This is a genomic window from Massilia sp. NBRC 108631 (assembly GCF_059704565.1).
Genome location: NZ_BAAKJE010000056.1, coordinates 1 through 17,040 on the forward strand (window position 1 = coordinate 1; position 17,040 = coordinate 17,040).

The following is a 17,040-nucleotide window of genomic DNA, read 5'->3' on the forward strand; positions in this document are numbered from 1 at the left end:
CAGGAATTCATGGGGCGCGGGGTATCCGCCTGCGCCACCTGCGACGGCTTCTTCTACCGTGGCCAGGAAGTGGCCGTCATCGGCGGCGGCAACACCGCCGTCGAGGAAGCGCTGTACCTGTCCAACATCGCCACCAAGGTCACCCTGGTGCACCGGCGCGACAAGTTCCGCGCCGAAGCCATCCTGATCGACCGCCTGATGGCCAAGGTTGGCGAAGGCAAAATCGAGCTGAAACTGAACCACACGCTGGAAGAGGTGACCGGCGACCAGGGCGGCGTGACCGGCCTGACGCTGGCGGCCACCGCCGGCGGCGCCAAGACCAAGATCAGCGTGCACGGCCTGTTCGTGGCCATCGGCCACAAGCCCAACACCGGCATCTTCGAAGGCCAGCTGGACATGCACAACGGCTACATCAAGACCCGCACCGGCACCGAAGGCATGGCCAGCGCCACCTCCGCGCCGGGCGTGTTCGCCGCCGGCGACGTGCAGGACCACATCTACCGCCAGGCCATCACCAGCGCCGGCACCGGCTGCATGGCGGCGCTGGATGCCCAGCGCTACCTGGAGCAGTAAGTCCGGCCAGGCTGCGTGCTCTCCCCTGTGCTCCGCAATGTCTGTACAATTTGACAGCGCGGAGCACATGGAAACAGACATGGAAACAGACATGGAAAACAACATGGAGACCAATATGCAGACCGAACAAACCCCTTTGCTGCTGCGGGAAGACCGCGACGGCGTTGTCACGCTGCGCATGAACCGGCCCTCGCAGTTCAACGCGCTGTCCGAAGCCATGCTGGACGCCCTCCAGAACGCGCTGGATGCGGTGGCCACGGACGCGGCCGTGCGCTGCGTGGTCCTGGCCGGCGAAGGCAAGGCTTTCTGCGCGGGGCACGACTTGCGTGAAATGCGCGCGCAACCCAGCCTGGATTACTACCAGGCGCTGTTCGCCCGCTGCGGCCGGGTGATGCAAGCGATCCAGGCCTTGCCGGTGCCGGTCCTCGCCCGGGTGCACGGCATTGCCACGGCGGCGGGCTGCCAGCTGGTCGCCAGCTGCGACCTGGCGATTGCCGCCAGCAGTGCGCGCTTTGCCGTCTCGGGCATCAACGTCGGCCTGTTCTGCGCCACGCCGGCGGTGGCCTTGTCGCGCAACGTGTCGTCCAAGCGCGCCTTCGACATGCTCGCAACCGGGCGCTTCATCGACGCCGCCACGGCGGCGGACTTCGGCCTGATCAACGACGCCGTTCCCGACGATGCGCTGGACGCGGCCGTGGCGCGCAAGGTGGCCGACATCGTCGGCAAGAGCCCGGCAGCCATACGCCACGGCAAAGCCATGTTCTACCGCCAGCGGCAGATGCCGCTGGGCGACGCCTATGACTACGCCAGCGACGTCATGGCGCGCAACATGATGGAAGAGGACGCCGGCGAGGGCATCGACGCCTTCCTGGAAAAACGCCAGCCGGCCTGGCGCGCAGCCTCTTAGCCCATCGACGCCATCAAGGCTTCGTAGTACTGCGGCTCGCGGGTGGAATACAGCTTGAACCAGGCGTCCACCGTGGCGGGCCGGAACAGGCCCAGCATCTTCATCACTTCATACGAAAACTCCAGCGGCGCCAGGCCGGACGCGGTGATCAGGTTACCGTCGCGTACCGCTGGCGAGTCGACGTAGCGCTGCTCGCCGGTGTAGCCGGGGCAGACGGTCTTGAGGTAGCCCTTGTCGTTGCTGGTGTGCTGCCTGTCGTCCAGGGCGCCGGCCTGCGCCAGGCCGATGGTGGCCCCGCAGATGGCGGCAACGCGGTGGCCGCGCACCACCATGTCCTTGGCGAAGGCCAGCAATGGTGCGGTTGGCGGTTCCTGCCACGAGTCCGCGCCCGGCATCAGCAGCAAATCATCCGCCTCCATGCGCACCGCGTCGAAGGTGATGTCGGGCGTGATGCTGATGCCGCCCATGGTGGCGATGGGCGCCGGGGTCAGGCCCACTTTCACGATCTCGCATGCCACGCCGGGGTCGGCCATCATGCGCTTGCTGTGCAGCTCCGCCGTCAAATAACCGATTTCCCAATCGGCCAGGGTATTCAGAACAACCAGGTATATCTTCATCGCAACCTCCACGGATTAGAGTCGGTCATGGGCACATGCTAGCCCAATTCCGCCTTACTTCGCTTTCGCCAGCTGGCTCACCAGCACGAATACTTCGTGGCGGATGGCGGATTTTGCGGCCTGGAATTCCTTGTCGGCCTTGATGTAGGCCGGCTTGGCCAGCTCCGCCTTTTCGGCGGGCGTCGGCTTGGGCGCTAAGTCGTACATGCTCGGGCCGCCGTTGTAGGTCTTCTGCAGTACTTTCTGGCCATAGGTGGACTGGTAGAAGCGCGTCATCTCGACCGCCGTCTCGGCCGAAACCAGCTTGGCCACCGGCGCGGACAGGCGGCTGTAGACTTCCGTTGCGGGCACTTTATCGAGCTTGGCCATGAAGGCCGAGCGCTGCTGCTCGTTGGCGAAGCGGCTGCCGCCGGCCACGGTACGGGTCAGCTTTTCCGCCTGCATCGCAGCCATCAGGTCGTACGCTGCCTTGACCTGCATGGCGCTGGGCGCCGCCGTGCTTGCGGGGGCTGCGGCCGGGGCGGCGGCCAGCGCCAGCGTGGAGACTGCCACCAGGCCGGCGGCGGCCAGCAGTTTTAGTGAAATCATGCTGCACCTCAAATATGTTTTGTTGGCAGCATCCTACCCCATAGCTTGCAACTTTGGCTACACCATTGCGCGCGCCAGGATGGCGCTGGCGCGCGCCAGCGCCTCCGGCGCGATGCGCGCGCGGATGCCGTCGAAATCCGGCCCGCGCGTGGCGTCCACGCCCATGCGCGAAGTGGTGCCGATGCCGGACGCGGACGGATCGAGCGCGCTGCCCGGCAGGCCGTCCACGACCAGCACGTCGCGGTGCGGCTGCACGTGCGTGGCCATCGCCCACAGCACCTCCTCGTCGCGCGTGACGTCCACGTCCTCGTCCACCGCCACCACGGTTTTCAGGTAGGGGTCCCAGCCCAGCAAGCCAAGCATGATCTGGCGCGCCTCGCCGGGACGCATCTGCTTCACCGCCACGTAGGCGTGGAAGTGCGTGCCCGAACTGGGATAGTGCACGGCGGTCACGCTCGGGAAGCGCTCGCGCAGCTTTTCCACCATCTCGGACTCGCGCGGAATACGGCCCAGGTTCAGGTGCTCGGCCGAATTGCCGCCGACGACATCGACCAGCACCGCGTCGCGCCGCCGCAGCACGGAGTGCACGCGCAGCAGGTTGTTGGTGGAACGGTCCGACGAGTAGCCGCTGAATTCGCCGAACGGGCCTTCCGGCACTTGCGCTTCCGGGTCGATCACGCCTTCCAGCACGAATTCGGCGTAGGCCGGAACGGCAAGGCCGTACTTGGGCGTGCGCACCACGTCCAGCGGAGCGCCCAGTAGGCCCCCTGCCACGTGGCGCTCGTCCACGCCGAACGGCAGGCGCGCGGCGCCGGCCAGCATGAACAGCGGATGGGCGCCGATCACCATCGCCACCGGCAGCGGCTGGCCGCGCTCGCGCGCGATCTGCAGCAGGCGCCACAAGTGGCCGCGCGAATGCAGGCTGGTGGCGATCTCGTTCGCCGAGTGCAGCGTGGAACGGTGGAAGCTCATGTTGCCCACGCCGGTGTCGGGATGTTCGGCAACCAGGATGGCGTTGGTAATGTAAGGACCACGGTCGGTGGCGAAGTGCTGGATGATGGGCAACGTGCGCAGGTCGACGCGGCCCGCTCCCACACCTTCCTGCACCACGCTGTCCAGCACCGGACCGTGCGCCACCAGGCGCGGCGCCACCAGCCTGCGGCTGCGCGCCTGGTACTCGGTGTGGATGCCGGCCGGCGCCACGCCCAGCATGCGCCCCACGCGCTCGCGCGAGGCAAAAATATTCGTTACCAGCGGCGTGTCGATGCCGCGCACGCGCTCGCACACCAGCAGCGGATGGCGGTTCTGCGCCGCCAGCTGCCACACCAGCGCGGTTGCGTCCTGCCCGCTCTCGAGCTCCTCGCGCACCGCCAGCACATCCTCGGGGTGCAGTTCGCGGTACTGGCGCAGGAATTGATGGAAGTCTTGCGAGATCATGTCTGCCCTTTTCAGTTGATGCGCGGATAATGCAGCGGAGCGGCGGAGCGCCCATACGGGAGCGCGCCGCCGCTACCGCTTGCTACTTGACGCCGGCGTAAGTGTCGGTCAGGCGCAGTTGCGCCTCCTCCAGGGTGCGCGGCGGCGGCGTGGTCTTGATGCCGCAAAGACGGGCGATGTTGTTGCCCATGTAGTCCTCCAGCCCGTCCTCGTCCAGCCCCATGCCGTGCGGCGGCTGGGAGCACAGCACTTCCAGCTCGCGCAGCCACATGCCGGGCTCATTCGGCGGCGTGTCGGTACCGAACACGATCTTGTTGCGCGGCAGCTGCTTGGCAAATTCCACGATGCGCGACTGGAAGCACCAGCCGGACTCGCACACCACGTTCGGCGTATCCATCGCCATCCAGAAAGCTTCGAACGAGTAGTTGCCGCCGGTCTGGATGCCGAAGTGGCCGATGATGAAGTTCACCATCGGGAATTCGCGGATGATGGGGTAGAACATGGTCGGTATGGTGTACGGGCCGTCGCCGGTGTGGATCAGCACCACGATGTTGTACTTGGCGCACATCTTCATCGCCGGACGCAGCCAGTCCAGCGCACGGTCCGGGCGGTAGCCGTGCATGTTGGCGTGCAGCTTGAGCATCTTGAAGCCGTATTCCTTGACGTGGTACTCCAGTTCCAGCGCGCCCTCCTCCGGCCCCCAGCGCGGGTTGAAGGTGAAGTTGCCGATGAAGCGGTCCGGATACTTGTGGCACAGCTCCGAGATATAGGCCATGTAGTCGCGGATGCCTTCGCGGCCGCGGCGGTTGCCGTCGCGGTAGCCGGTGTTGCCAGGGGGCGGCTGGATGAAGCCCATGTCGATGCGGCGCGGCTTGCCGTTGATCATGTAGGGGCCGTCCATCATCTTGAGCATGCGCTCGCCGTTGAACGGCTCGCCGGTATGGCGCCACGCTTCGTCTACCAGGTTGGTCGGGTGCAGATGGGTATCGATAATCATGTGTGGCTCCGGTTAGCGGTCGTTGATACGTTTCATTCCGAGGCGTTCCTCGGCTTCGGCCACGGTGCGCGGCGGCGGGCTGGTTTCCAGGCCCAACATGCGGGCCACGTTGTTGCCGAGGTAGTCCTCCAGCGTGTCCTCGTCCAGGTTCAGGCCCTGCGGCGGCTCGAAGCACAGCACTTCCAGCAGGCGCAGCCACATGCCCGGCTCGTTCGGCGGCGTGTCCGAGCCATACAGGATCTTGTGCTTGGGCAGGACCTTGGAGAATTCAACGATGCGCGACTGCAGGCACCAGCCCGATTCGCAGTACACGTTCGGCATGTCCATGGCCAGCTGGAACGGCTCGAAGCAATACACGCCGCCGGTCTGCACGCCGAAGTGGGCCATGATGAAGTTCACGGTCGGGAACTCCTTCATCATCGGCACCCATTCGGTGGGGATGCTGTACGGGCCGTCGCCGGTGTGCAGCTTGACCAGCACACCCAGCTCGGCGCACTTGGCCAGCGCGGGACGCAGCCAGTCCAGCGCGCGGTCGGGCCGGTAGGCGTGCATATTGGCCTGGAACTGCACCATCTTGAAGCCGTACTCCGTCACGTAGCGCTCGATGGCTTCCACGCCGTTCTGCACGCCGCAGCGCGGGTTGTAGACGAAGCAACCGATCAGCCGGTCCGGGTACTTGCGCACCATCTCCAGCGTGTAGGCCATGTAGGCGTCGATCGATTCGGTGCCGGTCTTTTCGCCGTCCGTGTAGGTGTAGATGGTGTTGCCTTGCGGCGGCTGGATGAAGGCCTTGTCGATACGGCGTGGTTTGCCGTTCACCATGTAGGGGCCATCCATCATCTGGATCAGCCGTTCGCCGGTGAATGGGTCGCCATCGTGGCGCCAGGCCAGGTCGACCAGGTTGGTCGGGTAGCAGCTGGTGTCGATGATCATGGGGTTATCTCCTCACAATACTTCAGGTTGGGATAGCGCACTTGCTCTGTGCGCCTCGCTTATCTGGAGGACTGTCAGGGGCGCGTTTGCGAAGGACAAATGGCCACTGACGGGTACTCCGCCAGCAGGCAATCTCCCACTGTCCCCCGCGCCGGCATTGCACCGCTGCGGAATCCAGTTGAACGCTTCTACCCACTTACTAAAACTATTTATACCGTTATTCGCTCTATGCTGTCAACGGAATTTTGATGCACGCCACACTTCCATCACACCTGCTGCATCAGGCGCAGCACGTCGGCGCTGGCTTCGGCGCGCAGCGCCGCCATGTCCATGCCCGGAATCGCGTCGTCCTCCACCAGCACCCGGCCGCCTGCCAGCAGCCATTTCAGCCGCGGACGGCCGGCAGCCACCACCGGTCCTATCGCCATGTCGTGCAGGCCGAAGTAGCGCGGCGAATCCAGGTCGTACACGGCCAGGTCGGCGGCCTGCCCCACCTGCAGCGTGCCCACGCCGTCGAAGCCCAGCATGCGCGCCCCGCCCTCGCTGGCCCAGTTCACCACCTGCTCCACCGAGACGCTGTCCGCGCCCGCCTCGCCGCCGCCTTGCGGCCGGGGCCGGGTGGCGGCCCCCGCATGGGCCCGGTGCATCAGCCAGCAGAAGTGCACCTCGCTCAGCATGTCGGCAGCTTCGTTGGACGCGGCGCCGTCCACGCCGATGGAGACCGCCCCGCCCAGGCGGTGCAAGTCCGGCGCCCGCGCCACGCCGTCCGCCAGGCGCGCGTTGCTCTGCGGGCAGTGCGCCATGCCGGTGCCCGATTGCGCCAGCAGGCGCAGTTCGGCGTCGGCCAGGTGCGTCAGGTGGGCCAGCGACACGTCCGGCCCCAGCCATTCGTGCTCGGCCAGGAATTCGATCGGCAGGCAGCCGAACTCCGCGCGGCAGTGCTCGAGGAAGCTCACCGTTTCCGACATGTGCGTGTGCAGCGGCAGCTTCATGCGGCGCGCCGCGCGCGCCACTTCGCGCAACTCGCCGCGCGCCACGGACACCGTGGCGGTGGTCGGCGCCAGCGCCACCCTGGTGCGCGGCCTCGGCCCGCCCTGGTGGTAGCGGCTGGCGACGCGTTCCACGTCGGCCAGCATGCCGTCCAATGTTTCCGGCTCCACGTAGGTGCTGCGGTCGGCCTCCAGCTTGCGGGTGACGGTCCCGCCGCCGCGCTGCAGCATGAAACGCACACCCAGCTTGTCCGCCTCCTCGAACAGCGCGGCGGAAGCGTCGTAGCCCATGTTCGGATAGTAGATGTAGTGGTGGTCGGCGATGGTGGTGCAGCCGGACAGCATCAGCTCCACGATGCCAATGCGCGCCGCCAGCCGCAGCCGCTCCTCGTTGAAGGCGCGCCGGTAAATGAAAGGCACCGCCTGCAGCCATGGACTGAGCGTCAGGTTGATGCCCGCCGGGACGCCCTTCAGCAATGACTGGAACAAATGGTGGTGCGTATTCACCCAGCCGGGATAGATCACGCAGTCGCGCGCGTTCAGCACCCGCTCTCCGGGCTGCGGCCGCAAGCCGTTGCCCATCTGGGTGATAACGCCGTCGGCGATGCGCACATCGCTGGCGGCGCTGCGGGCCGCTTCGCCGCCAGCGCCGGTCAGGATACTGTGGGCGTCCTTGATGAGAACGAGATTGCTCATGTGCTCTCCTATTTCGGTGGTGTACCGTCGACGCCGTTGACGAGGAAATTCATCTTGTCCAGCTCTGCGGCGCCCAGCACCTGGCCCGCCGCCACGCGCTGCTTGCCAGCCTGGTCGAAGATCGGCCCTGCGAAGGGATGCAGCCGGCCTTCCGCTATATCCTTCTCCACTGCGGCGAACTTATCGCGCACCTCGGCAGGCACGGAAGCGTTCAGCGGCGCCATCTTGATCATGCCTTCGCGCAGGCCGCCTACCGTCTGGGCCGGTTTCCAGCGTCCGGCCAGCACGTCCTCGATCACCCTGGTGTAATAGCCGGTCCAGGTCTGCACCACGGAGGTCAGGTTGGTCTTGGGGCCGAAGCGCGACATGTCCGAGTAATAGCCCACCGTCGGAATGCCCTTCTCCTCGCCGGCCGTCACCACCGCCACCGAGGACGTGTCGTAGGTCAGCAGGTCCACGCCCAGCGTGGCCAGCGTGTTGGCCGCTTCGCGCTCCTTGCCCGGGTCGTACCAGGCGTTCACCCAGATCAGCTTGACCTGCGCATTGGGGTTCACGCTGCGCATGCCCAGCGTGAACGCGTTCAGCCCTTGCAGCACTTCCGGAATGGGGAAGGCGCTGACATAGCCGGCCAGTCCCTTCTTGCTCACATGCCCGGCCAGCACGCCTTCCAGGTAGCGGCCCTCGTAATAGCGGGCGTTGTAGGCGCCGACGTTGGGCGCCGTCTTGTAGCCGGTTCCGTTCATGAAGATCACCTTGGGCGCCTGCCTGGCGACCTTGATGGTAGGCTCCATGAAGCCGAACGACGGGGTGAAGATCAGCTTGCAGCCTTCCTGCACGAAGTTGCGGATCACGCGTTCGGCGTCCGGGCCTTCCGCCACATTTTCCACGTACTTGGTGGTGATCTTGTCGGCCATGCTGGCGGCCAGCGCGCGGCGCGCCAGTTCGTGCTGGTAGGTCCAGCCGCTCTCGCCGATGGGGTTCGAATACAGGAAGCAGGTCTTCATGGGCTCTGCCGCCTGCGCGGACATTGCCAGGCTTGCCAGCAGCATGGGCGCTGCGGCTTTGGCCCGGGTGAATTTGTACGGCATGATGGGTCTCCTTTATTGTAGTGTTCAGGCGTCCGGCCGGAATGGCTGCCCCAGCGAGGCGGGCGAATGCAGCCTGATGGTGTGGGCGTTGCGTGAAATCAGAACCAGTACAGCGATGGTTGCCAGATAAGGCAGCGAAGACATGAGCTGCGGCGGCACGTCCAGCCGCAAGCCCGAGCCTTGCACGAACAGCTGCGAGATCATCACGCCGCCGAACAGGTAGGCGCCGAGCACCACGCGCAGCGGCCGCCACGTGGCAAACACCACCAGCGCCAGGGCGATCCAGCCGCGCCCCGCCACCATGCCTTCGGCCCACAGCGGTGTGTAGAACACCGACATGAAGGCGCCGCCCATGCCCGCCATGGCGCCGCCGAAGGCCACTGCGGCATAGCGCAGCGCGATCACACGGTAGCCCACGGCGTGCGCGGACGACGGCGACTCGCCCACCGCGCGCAGCACCAGGCCCCAGCGGCTGCGGTACAGGAAGTACAGCACCGCCGCCACCACCGCCCAGGACAGATAGACCATGAACTGCTGGTTGAACAGCGCCGGCCCGATCAGCGGGATGTCCGCCAGCAGGGGGATGGGCAATGGCGCGATCATCGGCAACGGAGTCGATTCGAACGGCTTGCCGATGAACGCCGCCAGGCCGACGCCGAACAGCGCCAGCGCAAGGCCGGACGCCACCTGGTTGGCCATCATCGTCAGCGTGAGGAAGCCGAACACCAGCGACATGGCGCACGCGGCAGCCATGCCGGCCGCCACGGCCAGCACCGCGCCGCCGCCGGAGAAGGCAACCGCGAAGGCAGTCACCGCGCCGATCGACATCATGCCTTCGGCGCCCAGGTTGAGCACCCCGGCCTTCTCCGTCACCAGCTCGCCCATGGCGACCAGGATCAGCGGCGTTCCGGAGATGATGGTGGCAGCCAGCATGGAGGCGATCAGATTGGTTTCCATAGCAGTTTCCCCAGGCTGGCATTGCGGTCGATACGGAGGCGGTAGCCGATGAACAGGTCCGCTCCGAGAAGGAAGAACAGCAGCATCCCCTGGAACACCTTGGAGATGGAAGACGGCAGGTTGATGAACTGCTGCGCCTGTTCACCGCCCAGGAACAGCAGCGCCATCAGCAGGCTGGCAAGGCAGATGCCCGCCGGGTGCAGCCGTCCCACGAAGGCGACGATGATGGCGGCGAAGCCGTAGCCGCTGGAGATGGACTCGGTGAGCTGGCCCATGGGCCCCGCCACTTCCGCCACTCCTGCCAGTCCCGCCATGCCGCCGCCGGCCAGCATGCCGATCCAGATGGCGCGGCTGGCCGAATAGCCGGCGTAGCGCGCCGCCGCGTCGGCCTCGCCGGCCACCTGCATCTGGTAGCCGTAGAAACTGCGCTCCAGGAACACGTAACCCACCGCCAGCGCGCTGAGCGCCACCAGGAAGGCGGCGTTCAGGCGCGTGCCCTCGACCAGGATGGGCAGCAGCGTACCGTCGGCGAACATGCGGGTCTGCGGGAAGTTGAAGCCCTCCGGATTTTTCCACGGGCCGTGCACCAGCCACGACGCTGCGAACTGCGCGATGTAGACCATCATCAGCGTGACCAGGATCTCGTTGGCGCGCCAGCGCGTGCGCAGCAGTGCCGGTACCGCAGCCCACAGGGCGCCGCCCAGCGCGCCGGCCGCCAGCATCAGGATCCAGGTCCGGGGGCCGCCTTCGCCGGCTTGCAAAGCGACGCCGGTGGCGGCGATGGCGCCCATGATGAACTGGCCCTCGGCGCCGATGTTCCACACATTGGCGCGGTAGCCAACGGCCAGGCCGATCCCGATCAGCATCAGCGGGGTGGCCTTGAGCAGCAATTCGGTCAGCGCATAGGTGTCGCGCAGCGGATTGAGGAAGAACACCTTGAAGCCGGTGAACGGGTCTTTGCCCAGGGCGGCGAACAGGAACAGGCTGGCCAGCAGTGTCAGCGCCACCGCAGCCAGCGGCGAGCAGTAGCGCATGCGGGCCGACGCGGCCGGCCGCGCTTCGAGTTTAAGCAGCATGGAAGCGCTCCTTTCCGGCCGGCCGCGCCGAATGTGCCCCGTGCGGCCCGTGCATCCCGTGCGTCTTCTGCGCCCAGGGCGACAGCTCGCCGGCCATCGGCTCGCCGGGCAGCGCTCCGGCCGGGACCGCACCGGCATGGGCGGCGGCACCGGGGTCCGCAACGGCGGCGGCGCCTTCGGCCCACACGCCGCTCATGCGCATGCCGACCTCCTCCACGCTGGTCTGCTGCACCGGCGTGGCGGACGACAGGCGCCCGCCCGCGATGACGGCGATGCGGTCGGCAATCTCGAACAGCTCGTCCAGCTCCTCTGAAATCACCAGCACCGCCGTCCCCGCGCTGCGCAGGTCGAGCAGCGCCTGGCGAATGAAGGCTGCCGCGCCAACATCGACGCCCCAGGTGGGCTGCGCCACGATCAGCAGCTTGGGACACTGCATGATCTCGCGGCCCACGATGAACTTCTGCAGGTTGCCGCCGGACAGCGAGCGCGCCTGGGCGTCCGGCCCGCCGCATTTCACGTTGTATTTCTCGATGCAGTTCTGCGCCAGCTGGCGCATGGCGTCAAAACGTATCAGCCCGTACTTCAGCAGGCCGCTGCCATACGCGGTGAGCAGGCCGTTGCGGGCCAGCGACATGCGCGGCACGGCGCCCCGCCCCAGCCGCTCTTCCGGCACGAAGCACAGGCCGAGCGCACGGCGGCGTCCCGGCGGCATGCGCCCGGCCGCGACGCCGCAGATGCGGATCGCCTGCGCGTCCTTCAGCGGCGCCTCGCCCGACAGCGCGTACAGCAGCTCCTGCTGGCCGTTGCCGGACACGCCCGCGATGCCGACGATTTCGCCCGCCCTGACCTCCAGTCCGATATCCTTCAGCTCCACGCCGAAGGGATCGAGCGACTCCTGCGACAGCGCCTGTACGCTCAGGCGCACCTCGCCGTCCTCTGCGGCGGCGCCGCGCGCGCATTTTGGCAGCTCCTTGCCTATCATCAGGCGCGCCAGCGACGCCAGCGATTCCTGCGCCGGCACGCAGCCGCCGCTGACCTTGCCCGCCCTGAGCACCGTGGCGCGGTGGCACAGCTCCTTGATCTCATCGAGCTTGTGGCTGATGTACAGGATGCTGCAGCCTTCGGCCGCCAGCTGGCGCAAGGTGTTGAACAGCGTGCGCACCGCCTGCGGCGTGAGCACCGAGGTCGGCTCGTCCATGATGAGCAGCTTGGGATTCTGCAGCAGGCAGCGGATGATCTCCACCCGTTGCCGCTCGCCGACCGACAGGCCGTGCGCCAGGCGGCAGGGATCGACCGGCAGGCCGTAGCGCTGCGAAACCGCGCGGATGCGGCTCGCCAGGTCGCCCAGGTCCGGCTTGCCGGGCAAGGACAGCGCCACGTTCTCCACCACCGTCAGCGTTTCGAACAGGGAGAAGTGCTGGAACACCATGCCGATGCCCAGGCTGCGCGCATGCGCAGGGCTGGCCACGCGCACCGCCTCGCCTTCCCAGTGCATTTCGCCCGACGTCGGCTGGGTGACGCCGTAGATGATCTTCATCAGCGTGGATTTTCCGGCGCCGTTTTCGCCCAGCACCGCGTGGATTTCGCCCGGCATGACGCGCAAGTCCACGCCGTCGTTGGCGACCACCGACGGATAGACCTTGCTGATGCTGCGCAGCGCAAGCCGGGGCGTATTATTGATGGTGCTCATCTCAGGCCTCCTGCAGCTGCGGCTGCGGCGGAGTCTGCAGCTGAGGCAGCGCCAAGCACCAGTCCAGACCCGATTTCAGCGTGTCGCGCTCCAGATTGCGGCCGATGAAGACGAATTTGCTCAGGTGAGGCTCGCCGTAGGGCCATGCGTCGGCGGGGCGCAAATCGAGCACGCGGTGCACGGCTTGCAGCACGTAGCGGCGGCTGTCGCCGGCAATGGCCAGGATGCCTTTCAGGCGGAACAGGTCGTCGCCCTGCGCGGCCAGCAGCTGCGCCAGCCAGGCGTCCAGCTGGCGGCGGTCGAACGGGGCGGAGAAGGTCAGCGAGACCGATTCCACCGCGGGGTCGTGCGCGTGGCCGCGTCCATCGCCGCCGTTGCCGGGCAAGCCGCACACCCCTTCCGGTGCGGCGGCAGCGGTGGCGGTATGCCCGCAACGCTCGCTGCATTCGTGGCCGTCTTTGCCATGGCCATGGTGCTCGTCCAGGAAATGCGGATCAATCAGCGCGGCGCCCGAATCAAAACCGCCGATGCCAAGTATCAAGTTCAGATCCACCTGCGCGTGGCTGGAGCGCAGCACCTGCGCGCCTTGGTTGATGCGGCGCATGCGCAGCTCCAGCGCAGGCAAAACGTCCGCGTCCACCAGGTCGGTCTTGTTGATGATGATGCGGTCGGCCGCCACAATCTGGTCCACCGCCTGGTTGTCGACGCCTTCCAGCTCGGGGTCGTCCAGGTGCCGCTCGATGTGCAGCGCGTCCACCAGCGTGACAACGCCGTCCAGCCGCAGCCGGTGCGCCACGTCGTTGTCCATGAAGAAGGTGGCCGCCACCGGCGTGGGATCGGCCAGTCCGCTGGTTTCCACGATGATGTGGTCAAACTGCTCCGGCCTGGCCAGCAGCGCCTGCAGGATGCGCACCAGGTCCTTGCGCACGTCCACCACGCAGCAGATGCAGCCGTTCGTCATCTGGAAGATTTCCTCGTCCGAGGCCAGCACCAGGTCCGAATCCACGTCCACCTCGCCGAACTCGTTCTCGATGACGGCAATGCGCATGCCGTGCTTCTCCGTCAGGATGTAGTTCAGCAGCGTGGTCTTGCCCGAGCCGAGAAAGCCCGTCAGTATCGTCACCGGGATCAAGCCTGCCGCGCCGGTGCTATGCATCATATTATTGTGATTCATATTGTCTCCGAGTTGTTATGCAGTGATACCCTGCCAGCGCTGCACCATCCCTTCGTGCGGTACGCCAAACAGATCCAGCGTGCGGCCCACGGTGTGGGCCACAATGTCTTCTATCGATACCGGGCGGTTGTAGAACGCGGGCACCGGGGGGCAGATGATGCCGCCCAGTTCCGTTACCGCCGTCATGTTGCGCAGGTGCGCCAGGTTGAGCGGCGTCTCGCGCGCCAGCAGCACCAGCCTGCGGCGCTCCTTGAGCATCACGTCCGCCGCCCGCGTCACCAGGTTGTCCGCCAGGCCGTGGGCCACCGCAGCCAGGGTGCGCATGGAGCACGGCGCGATCACCATGCCCTCGCACAGGAAGGAGCCGCTGGCGATGCTGGCGCCGATGTCCTTCACGCTGTGCACCACGTCCGCCAGCGCCTCGATGCGGGCCTTGCCCATGTCCAGCTCGTGCATGGCGGTGAGCGCACCGGACGCGGACAGCACCAGGTGGCTCTCCCATTCGTCCAGTTGCGCCAGCGCCTCCAGCATGCGCACCCCGTAGATGGCACCGCTGGCGCCGGTGATGGCGATGACCAGGCGCTTTTTCATGGCCGCCTCCGCTATGCCGAGAAGTCGAGCGGCGTGCTGCGCTGCCGCTTGCCGGTGAGCGCGAACAGCGCATTGGCGATGGCGGGCGCCACGCCGGGATTGGACAGTTCTCCCACCCCGCTGGGCTTGTTCACGTCGCCCTGGACGATGGTGATATCCACCTCCGGCATGTCCGACATGCGCATCACCGGATAGTCGTGGAAGTTGGCCTGCACCACGCGGCCCTTCACGATGTCGAGCTTGTCGTACAGCGCGTGGCCCAGTCCCCACATGATGCCCCCGTACAGCTGCTCCTGCACGCTGCCCGGATGCACCGCCAGGCCGCAGTCCGCCACGCAGGTGATGCGGCGCACCTTCACCGTGCCGTCCACCTTCACCACCTCGGCCACGATGGCGATGTAGCTGTTATAGGCCTGGTTGGTGGACAGCCCCAGCGCCCGGTTGGCCGCCAGCGGCTTGCCCCACCCGGCCCTGGCTGCCGCCTGCTCCAGCACCGCCACGTGGCGCGGCCGCCCCTTCATGTACTCCTTGCGGAAGGCCAGCCTGTCCTTGCCAGCTGCGTGCGCCAGTTCGTCCATGAAGCTCTCGGTGGCAAACACGTTGGGGATGAAGCTCACGGCGCGGTACCAGCCGGTGGGCATGCCGGTTTCGTGCCGCACCCAGCCCGCGTCCACGTGGTCCGGCTGGTAGGCGAAGTCCCACTTGTTGATGGATTCCGTGGTGCTGTAGTCCATCTTGTCCTTGCGGTCGTAGTAGCCCGGCTCCCACTCCTCGGGCGAGGCGGGGGACACGGCGCGCAGCTGCAAGGCGGTCAGCCGGCCTTGCGCGTCCAGCGCGCCGGACACCTTGGTGTAGCTGGCGGCGTGGTAGAACAGCCCGCGCGTTGCGTCCTCGCGGCTGTACATCAGCTTGACCGGCTTGCCGGTGGCCTTGGCCAGCCAGGTGGCCTCCAGCAGCCAGTGGCGCGACTCGCGCGCACCGAAGCTGCCGCCGCCGGTGAGCTCCTTCAGCACCAGCTTGTCCTCGGCGATGCCGGCCACCTCCTTGGCCGCCACCTGAACATTGCTGGGTACTTGCAAGCCGCCCCAGTAGGTGGCTGTGCCATCCTTGATCTCCACCACCACGCACTCGGGCTCCAGCGGCTGCGCCACCTTGTACGGCATGGTGTATTCGGCGCTCAAGACCTTTGCGCCCTGCTTCAGCGCCTGCGCCGCGTCGCCCTTCGCGACGGTGCGTACCAGCTGCGCGTCCGGCCTGGTGTGGTAGGCGCGCTGGATGGCGGGCAGGTCTTTGCTGTTGAAGCGCGCGAAAGCGCCGTCGTTCCACTGCACTTGCAGCGCGTCGCGCCCAAGCTTGGCGGCCCAGTAGCTGTCCGCCAGCACGGCCACGCCCTCCTGGTTGCCGCCCAGCAGAGCGGCCGGCGACGCGGGCACCTTCAGCACCTGCCGCACGCCCGGCATCGCCAGCGCCTTCCTGGCGTCGATGCGCTTGACGCGGCCGCCGATCACCGGCGCGTGCAGAATGACCGCCACCAGCATGCCCGGCAGCTTCACGTCGATGCCGTAGCGCTGCTTGCCGGTCACCTTGGCGCGCGCATCGAGCTTGCGGCTGAGCTTTCCGATCAGGCGGAAATCCTGCGGCGCTTTCAGCACCGGTTCCTTGGGCGGCTCAAGCAGCGCAGCTTCGCCGGCCAGGGCGCCGTAGCCGAGCTGGCGGCGGGTGGGCGCATGCAGCACCTTGCCGCCCTGCGCGCTGCATTCGGCCAGCGGCACCTGCCAGCGGTTCGCCGCAGCCTGCACCAGCATCATGCGCGCGCTGGCGCCGGCCTTGCGCAGGGTTTCATATTCCAGCATGACGCTGGTGCTGCCGCCGGTCGAGAACACATGCCACTGCGGGTGCATATAGTCCTTGAAGAAGGGGTGCTCGGGCGTGATGATTTCCACCTGATCCAGGTCCACTTCCAGCTCTTCGGCCAGCACCAGGCCGAGGGCGGTGCGGGTGCCGGTGCCGGAATCGTGCTTGTGCACCACCAGCTTGATGGTGTCGTCCGGGAACACCCGGACGAAGGCGTTCGGCGACAGCGGCCCGGCGGCGCCAGCCTGCGCGGCGCCCGCGCCAGGCACCACGAAGCCCACCGCCAGCCCGGCGCCGAGGGCGGCGGCCGATTTGAGGAAGTTGCGGCGCGATGGTGCGCTGGCGCCGGCGTTATCAGCCTGCAGACGGGTGTTCATGGCTTCTCCTGCGCGGCTGGCGCGGCGGCGACCGGCATGGCGGACGCAACGTGGATGGCGCGGCGGATGCGCTCGTAGGTGCCGCAGCGGCAGATGTTGCCGGACATGGCATTGGTGATTTCGTCGTCGCTCGGCTTCGGGCTGCGCCTGAGCAGCGCGGCGGCAGACATCAGCTGGCCGGACTGGCAATAGCCGCACTGGGGCACGTCTTCCTGCAGCCAGGCTTGCTGCAGCGGGTGGTCGCCTTTCTCCGACAGACCTTCTATGGTGGTGACCTTGCGGCCCACGGCGGCCGACACCGGCGTGCTGCACGAGCGCACCGGTTCGCCGTCCAGGTGCACGGTGCAGGCGCCGCACAGCGCCGCGCCGCAGCCGAACTTGGTGCCGGTCAGGTCCAGCTGGTCGCGCAGCACCCACAACAGGGGCGTGTCTCCCGACACCTTCACGTTGCGCACTTCATCGTTGACATCCAGTTGCATCTCCGTCTCCCAAAGTC

The 17,040-nt window shown here is 66.9% G+C and carries 16 protein-coding genes; 2 read left to right on the forward strand and 14 right to left on the reverse strand.

Translation table 11 applies throughout. The annotated features are described in order from the left end of the window. Both AC6H42_RS06330 and AC6H42_RS06335 read left to right on the forward strand, forming a co-directional pair. On the forward strand, positions 1 to 573 hold a 573-nt coding region (locus AC6H42_RS06330), incomplete at its 5' end, for an FAD-dependent oxidoreductase (protein WP_497547640.1). A 103-nt stretch (positions 574 to 676) separates the two neighbouring features. Then, a complete protein-coding gene (locus AC6H42_RS06335; RefSeq protein ID WP_057157343.1) occupies positions 677 to 1,480 on the forward strand; it encodes an enoyl-CoA hydratase in 804 nt (267 codons plus the stop codon). Here AC6H42_RS06335 and AC6H42_RS06340 read toward each other — a convergent pair. The 14 genes from AC6H42_RS06340 to AC6H42_RS06405 form a co-directional block, all read right to left on the reverse strand. Then, complete coding sequence (locus AC6H42_RS06340; protein ID WP_497547641.1) at positions 1,477 to 2,097, reverse strand: type 1 glutamine amidotransferase family protein; 621 nt, start codon at positions 2,095 to 2,097, stop codon at positions 1,477 to 1,479. The two genes, AC6H42_RS06335 and AC6H42_RS06340, sit on opposite strands and share 4 nt — an antisense overlap. A gap of 54 nt (positions 2,098 to 2,151) precedes the next feature. After that, positions 2,152 to 2,685: a hypothetical protein gene (locus AC6H42_RS06345; protein ID WP_057157109.1), complete on the reverse strand. Its 534-nt coding sequence runs from the start codon at positions 2,683 to 2,685 to the stop codon at positions 2,152 to 2,154. A 57-nt stretch (positions 2,686 to 2,742) separates the two neighbouring features. Next, positions 2,743 to 4,122, reverse strand: a complete 1,380-nt coding sequence (locus AC6H42_RS06350) for a UbiD family decarboxylase (protein ID WP_057157108.1) — start codon at positions 4,120 to 4,122, stop codon at positions 2,743 to 2,745. An 82-nt stretch (positions 4,123 to 4,204) separates the two neighbouring features. Then, a complete protein-coding gene (locus tag AC6H42_RS06355) occupies positions 4,205 to 5,119 on the reverse strand; it encodes an amidohydrolase family protein (RefSeq protein WP_057157107.1) in 915 nt (304 codons plus the stop codon). A gap of 12 nt (positions 5,120 to 5,131) precedes the next feature. Further along, entirely contained in the window at positions 5,132 to 6,052 is a 921-nt protein-coding gene (locus AC6H42_RS06360; RefSeq protein WP_497547642.1) for an amidohydrolase family protein, read from the reverse strand. Between the two features lie 266 nt (positions 6,053 to 6,318). Continuing rightward, the gene (locus tag AC6H42_RS06365) at positions 6,319 to 7,737 is read right to left on the reverse strand and encodes an amidohydrolase family protein (protein ID WP_057157105.1); all 1,419 of its coding nucleotides are present in this window, start codon (positions 7,735 to 7,737) and stop codon (positions 6,319 to 6,321) included. 8 nt (positions 7,738 to 7,745) lie between these two features. Beyond that, the gene (locus tag AC6H42_RS06370) at positions 7,746 to 8,825 is read right to left on the reverse strand and encodes a BMP family ABC transporter substrate-binding protein (RefSeq protein WP_057157104.1); all 1,080 of its coding nucleotides are present in this window, start codon (positions 8,823 to 8,825) and stop codon (positions 7,746 to 7,748) included. 24 nt (positions 8,826 to 8,849) lie between these two features. After that, positions 8,850 to 9,782 carry an ABC transporter permease gene (locus AC6H42_RS06375; RefSeq protein ID WP_057157103.1) on the reverse strand — a complete coding sequence of 311 codons (933 nt, stop codon included), beginning with the start codon at positions 9,780 to 9,782 and terminating at the stop codon, positions 8,850 to 8,852. Next, positions 9,767 to 10,855: an ABC transporter permease gene (locus AC6H42_RS06380; RefSeq protein ID WP_497547660.1), complete on the reverse strand. Its 1,089-nt coding sequence runs from the start codon at positions 10,853 to 10,855 to the stop codon at positions 9,767 to 9,769. The genes AC6H42_RS06375 and AC6H42_RS06380 overlap by 16 nt, the downstream gene beginning before the upstream one ends. Next, positions 10,848 to 12,548: an ABC transporter ATP-binding protein gene (locus AC6H42_RS06385; RefSeq protein WP_497547643.1), complete on the reverse strand. Its 1,701-nt coding sequence runs from the start codon at positions 12,546 to 12,548 to the stop codon at positions 10,848 to 10,850. Before AC6H42_RS06385 ends, AC6H42_RS06380 begins: the two co-directional genes overlap by 8 nt. Position 12,549: 1 nt before the next feature. Next, positions 12,550 to 13,722, reverse strand: coding sequence for a CobW family GTP-binding protein (locus AC6H42_RS06390; protein WP_057157102.1), 1,173 nt, complete (start codon positions 13,720 to 13,722; stop codon positions 12,550 to 12,552). Positions 13,723 to 13,737: 15 nt separating this feature from the next. After that, positions 13,738 to 14,313 carry a UbiX family flavin prenyltransferase gene (locus AC6H42_RS06395; protein ID WP_057157101.1) on the reverse strand — a complete coding sequence of 192 codons (576 nt, stop codon included), beginning with the start codon at positions 14,311 to 14,313 and terminating at the stop codon, positions 13,738 to 13,740. A gap of 11 nt (positions 14,314 to 14,324) precedes the next feature. Further along, positions 14,325 to 16,544 carry a xanthine dehydrogenase family protein molybdopterin-binding subunit gene (locus AC6H42_RS06400; protein WP_497547644.1) on the reverse strand — a complete coding sequence of 740 codons (2,220 nt, stop codon included), beginning with the start codon at positions 16,542 to 16,544 and terminating at the stop codon, positions 14,325 to 14,327. Continuing rightward, entirely contained in the window at positions 16,541 to 17,023 is a 483-nt protein-coding gene (locus AC6H42_RS06405; RefSeq protein ID WP_057157099.1) for a (2Fe-2S)-binding protein, read from the reverse strand. The genes AC6H42_RS06400 and AC6H42_RS06405 overlap by 4 nt, the downstream gene beginning before the upstream one ends. Positions 17,024 to 17,040: the final 17 nt, after the last annotated feature.

Excerpts from the sequence above, each read along its gene's own strand:
- AC6H42_RS06350 (WP_057157108.1), bottom strand. The coding sequence starts at position 4,122 with ATGATCTCGCAAGACTTCCATCAATTCCTGCGCCAGTACCGCGAACTG.
- AC6H42_RS06405 (WP_057157099.1), bottom strand. The coding sequence starts at position 17,023 with ATGCAACTGGATGTCAACGATGAAGTGCGCAACGTGAAGGTGTCGGGA.
- AC6H42_RS06400 (WP_497547644.1), bottom strand. The coding sequence starts at position 16,544 with ATGAACACCCGTCTGCAGGCTGATAACGCCGGCGCCAGCGCACCATCG.
- AC6H42_RS06395 (WP_057157101.1), bottom strand. The coding sequence starts at position 14,313 with ATGAAAAAGCGCCTGGTCATCGCCATCACCGGCGCCAGCGGTGCCATC.
- AC6H42_RS06385 (WP_497547643.1), bottom strand. The coding sequence starts at position 12,548 with ATGAGCACCATCAATAATACGCCCCGGCTTGCGCTGCGCAGCATCAGC.
- AC6H42_RS06365 (WP_057157105.1), bottom strand. The coding sequence starts at position 7,737 with ATGAGCAATCTCGTTCTCATCAAGGACGCCCACAGTATCCTGACCGGC.
- AC6H42_RS06360 (WP_497547642.1), bottom strand. The coding sequence starts at position 6,052 with ATGATCATCGACACCAGCTGCTACCCGACCAACCTGGTCGACCTGGCC.
- AC6H42_RS06390 (WP_057157102.1), bottom strand. The coding sequence starts at position 13,722 with ATGAATCACAATAATATGATGCATAGCACCGGCGCGGCAGGCTTGATC.
- AC6H42_RS06335 (WP_057157343.1), top strand. The coding sequence starts at position 677 with ATGGAGACCAATATGCAGACCGAACAAACCCCTTTGCTGCTGCGGGAA.
- AC6H42_RS06375 (WP_057157103.1), bottom strand. The coding sequence starts at position 9,782 with ATGGAAACCAATCTGATCGCCTCCATGCTGGCTGCCACCATCATCTCC.
- AC6H42_RS06370 (WP_057157104.1), bottom strand. The coding sequence starts at position 8,825 with ATGCCGTACAAATTCACCCGGGCCAAAGCCGCAGCGCCCATGCTGCTG.
- AC6H42_RS06355 (WP_057157107.1), bottom strand. The coding sequence starts at position 5,119 with ATGATTATCGATACCCATCTGCACCCGACCAACCTGGTAGACGAAGCG.
- AC6H42_RS06340 (WP_497547641.1), bottom strand. The coding sequence starts at position 2,097 with ATGAAGATATACCTGGTTGTTCTGAATACCCTGGCCGATTGGGAAATC.
- AC6H42_RS06345 (WP_057157109.1), bottom strand. The coding sequence starts at position 2,685 with ATGATTTCACTAAAACTGCTGGCCGCCGCCGGCCTGGTGGCAGTCTCC.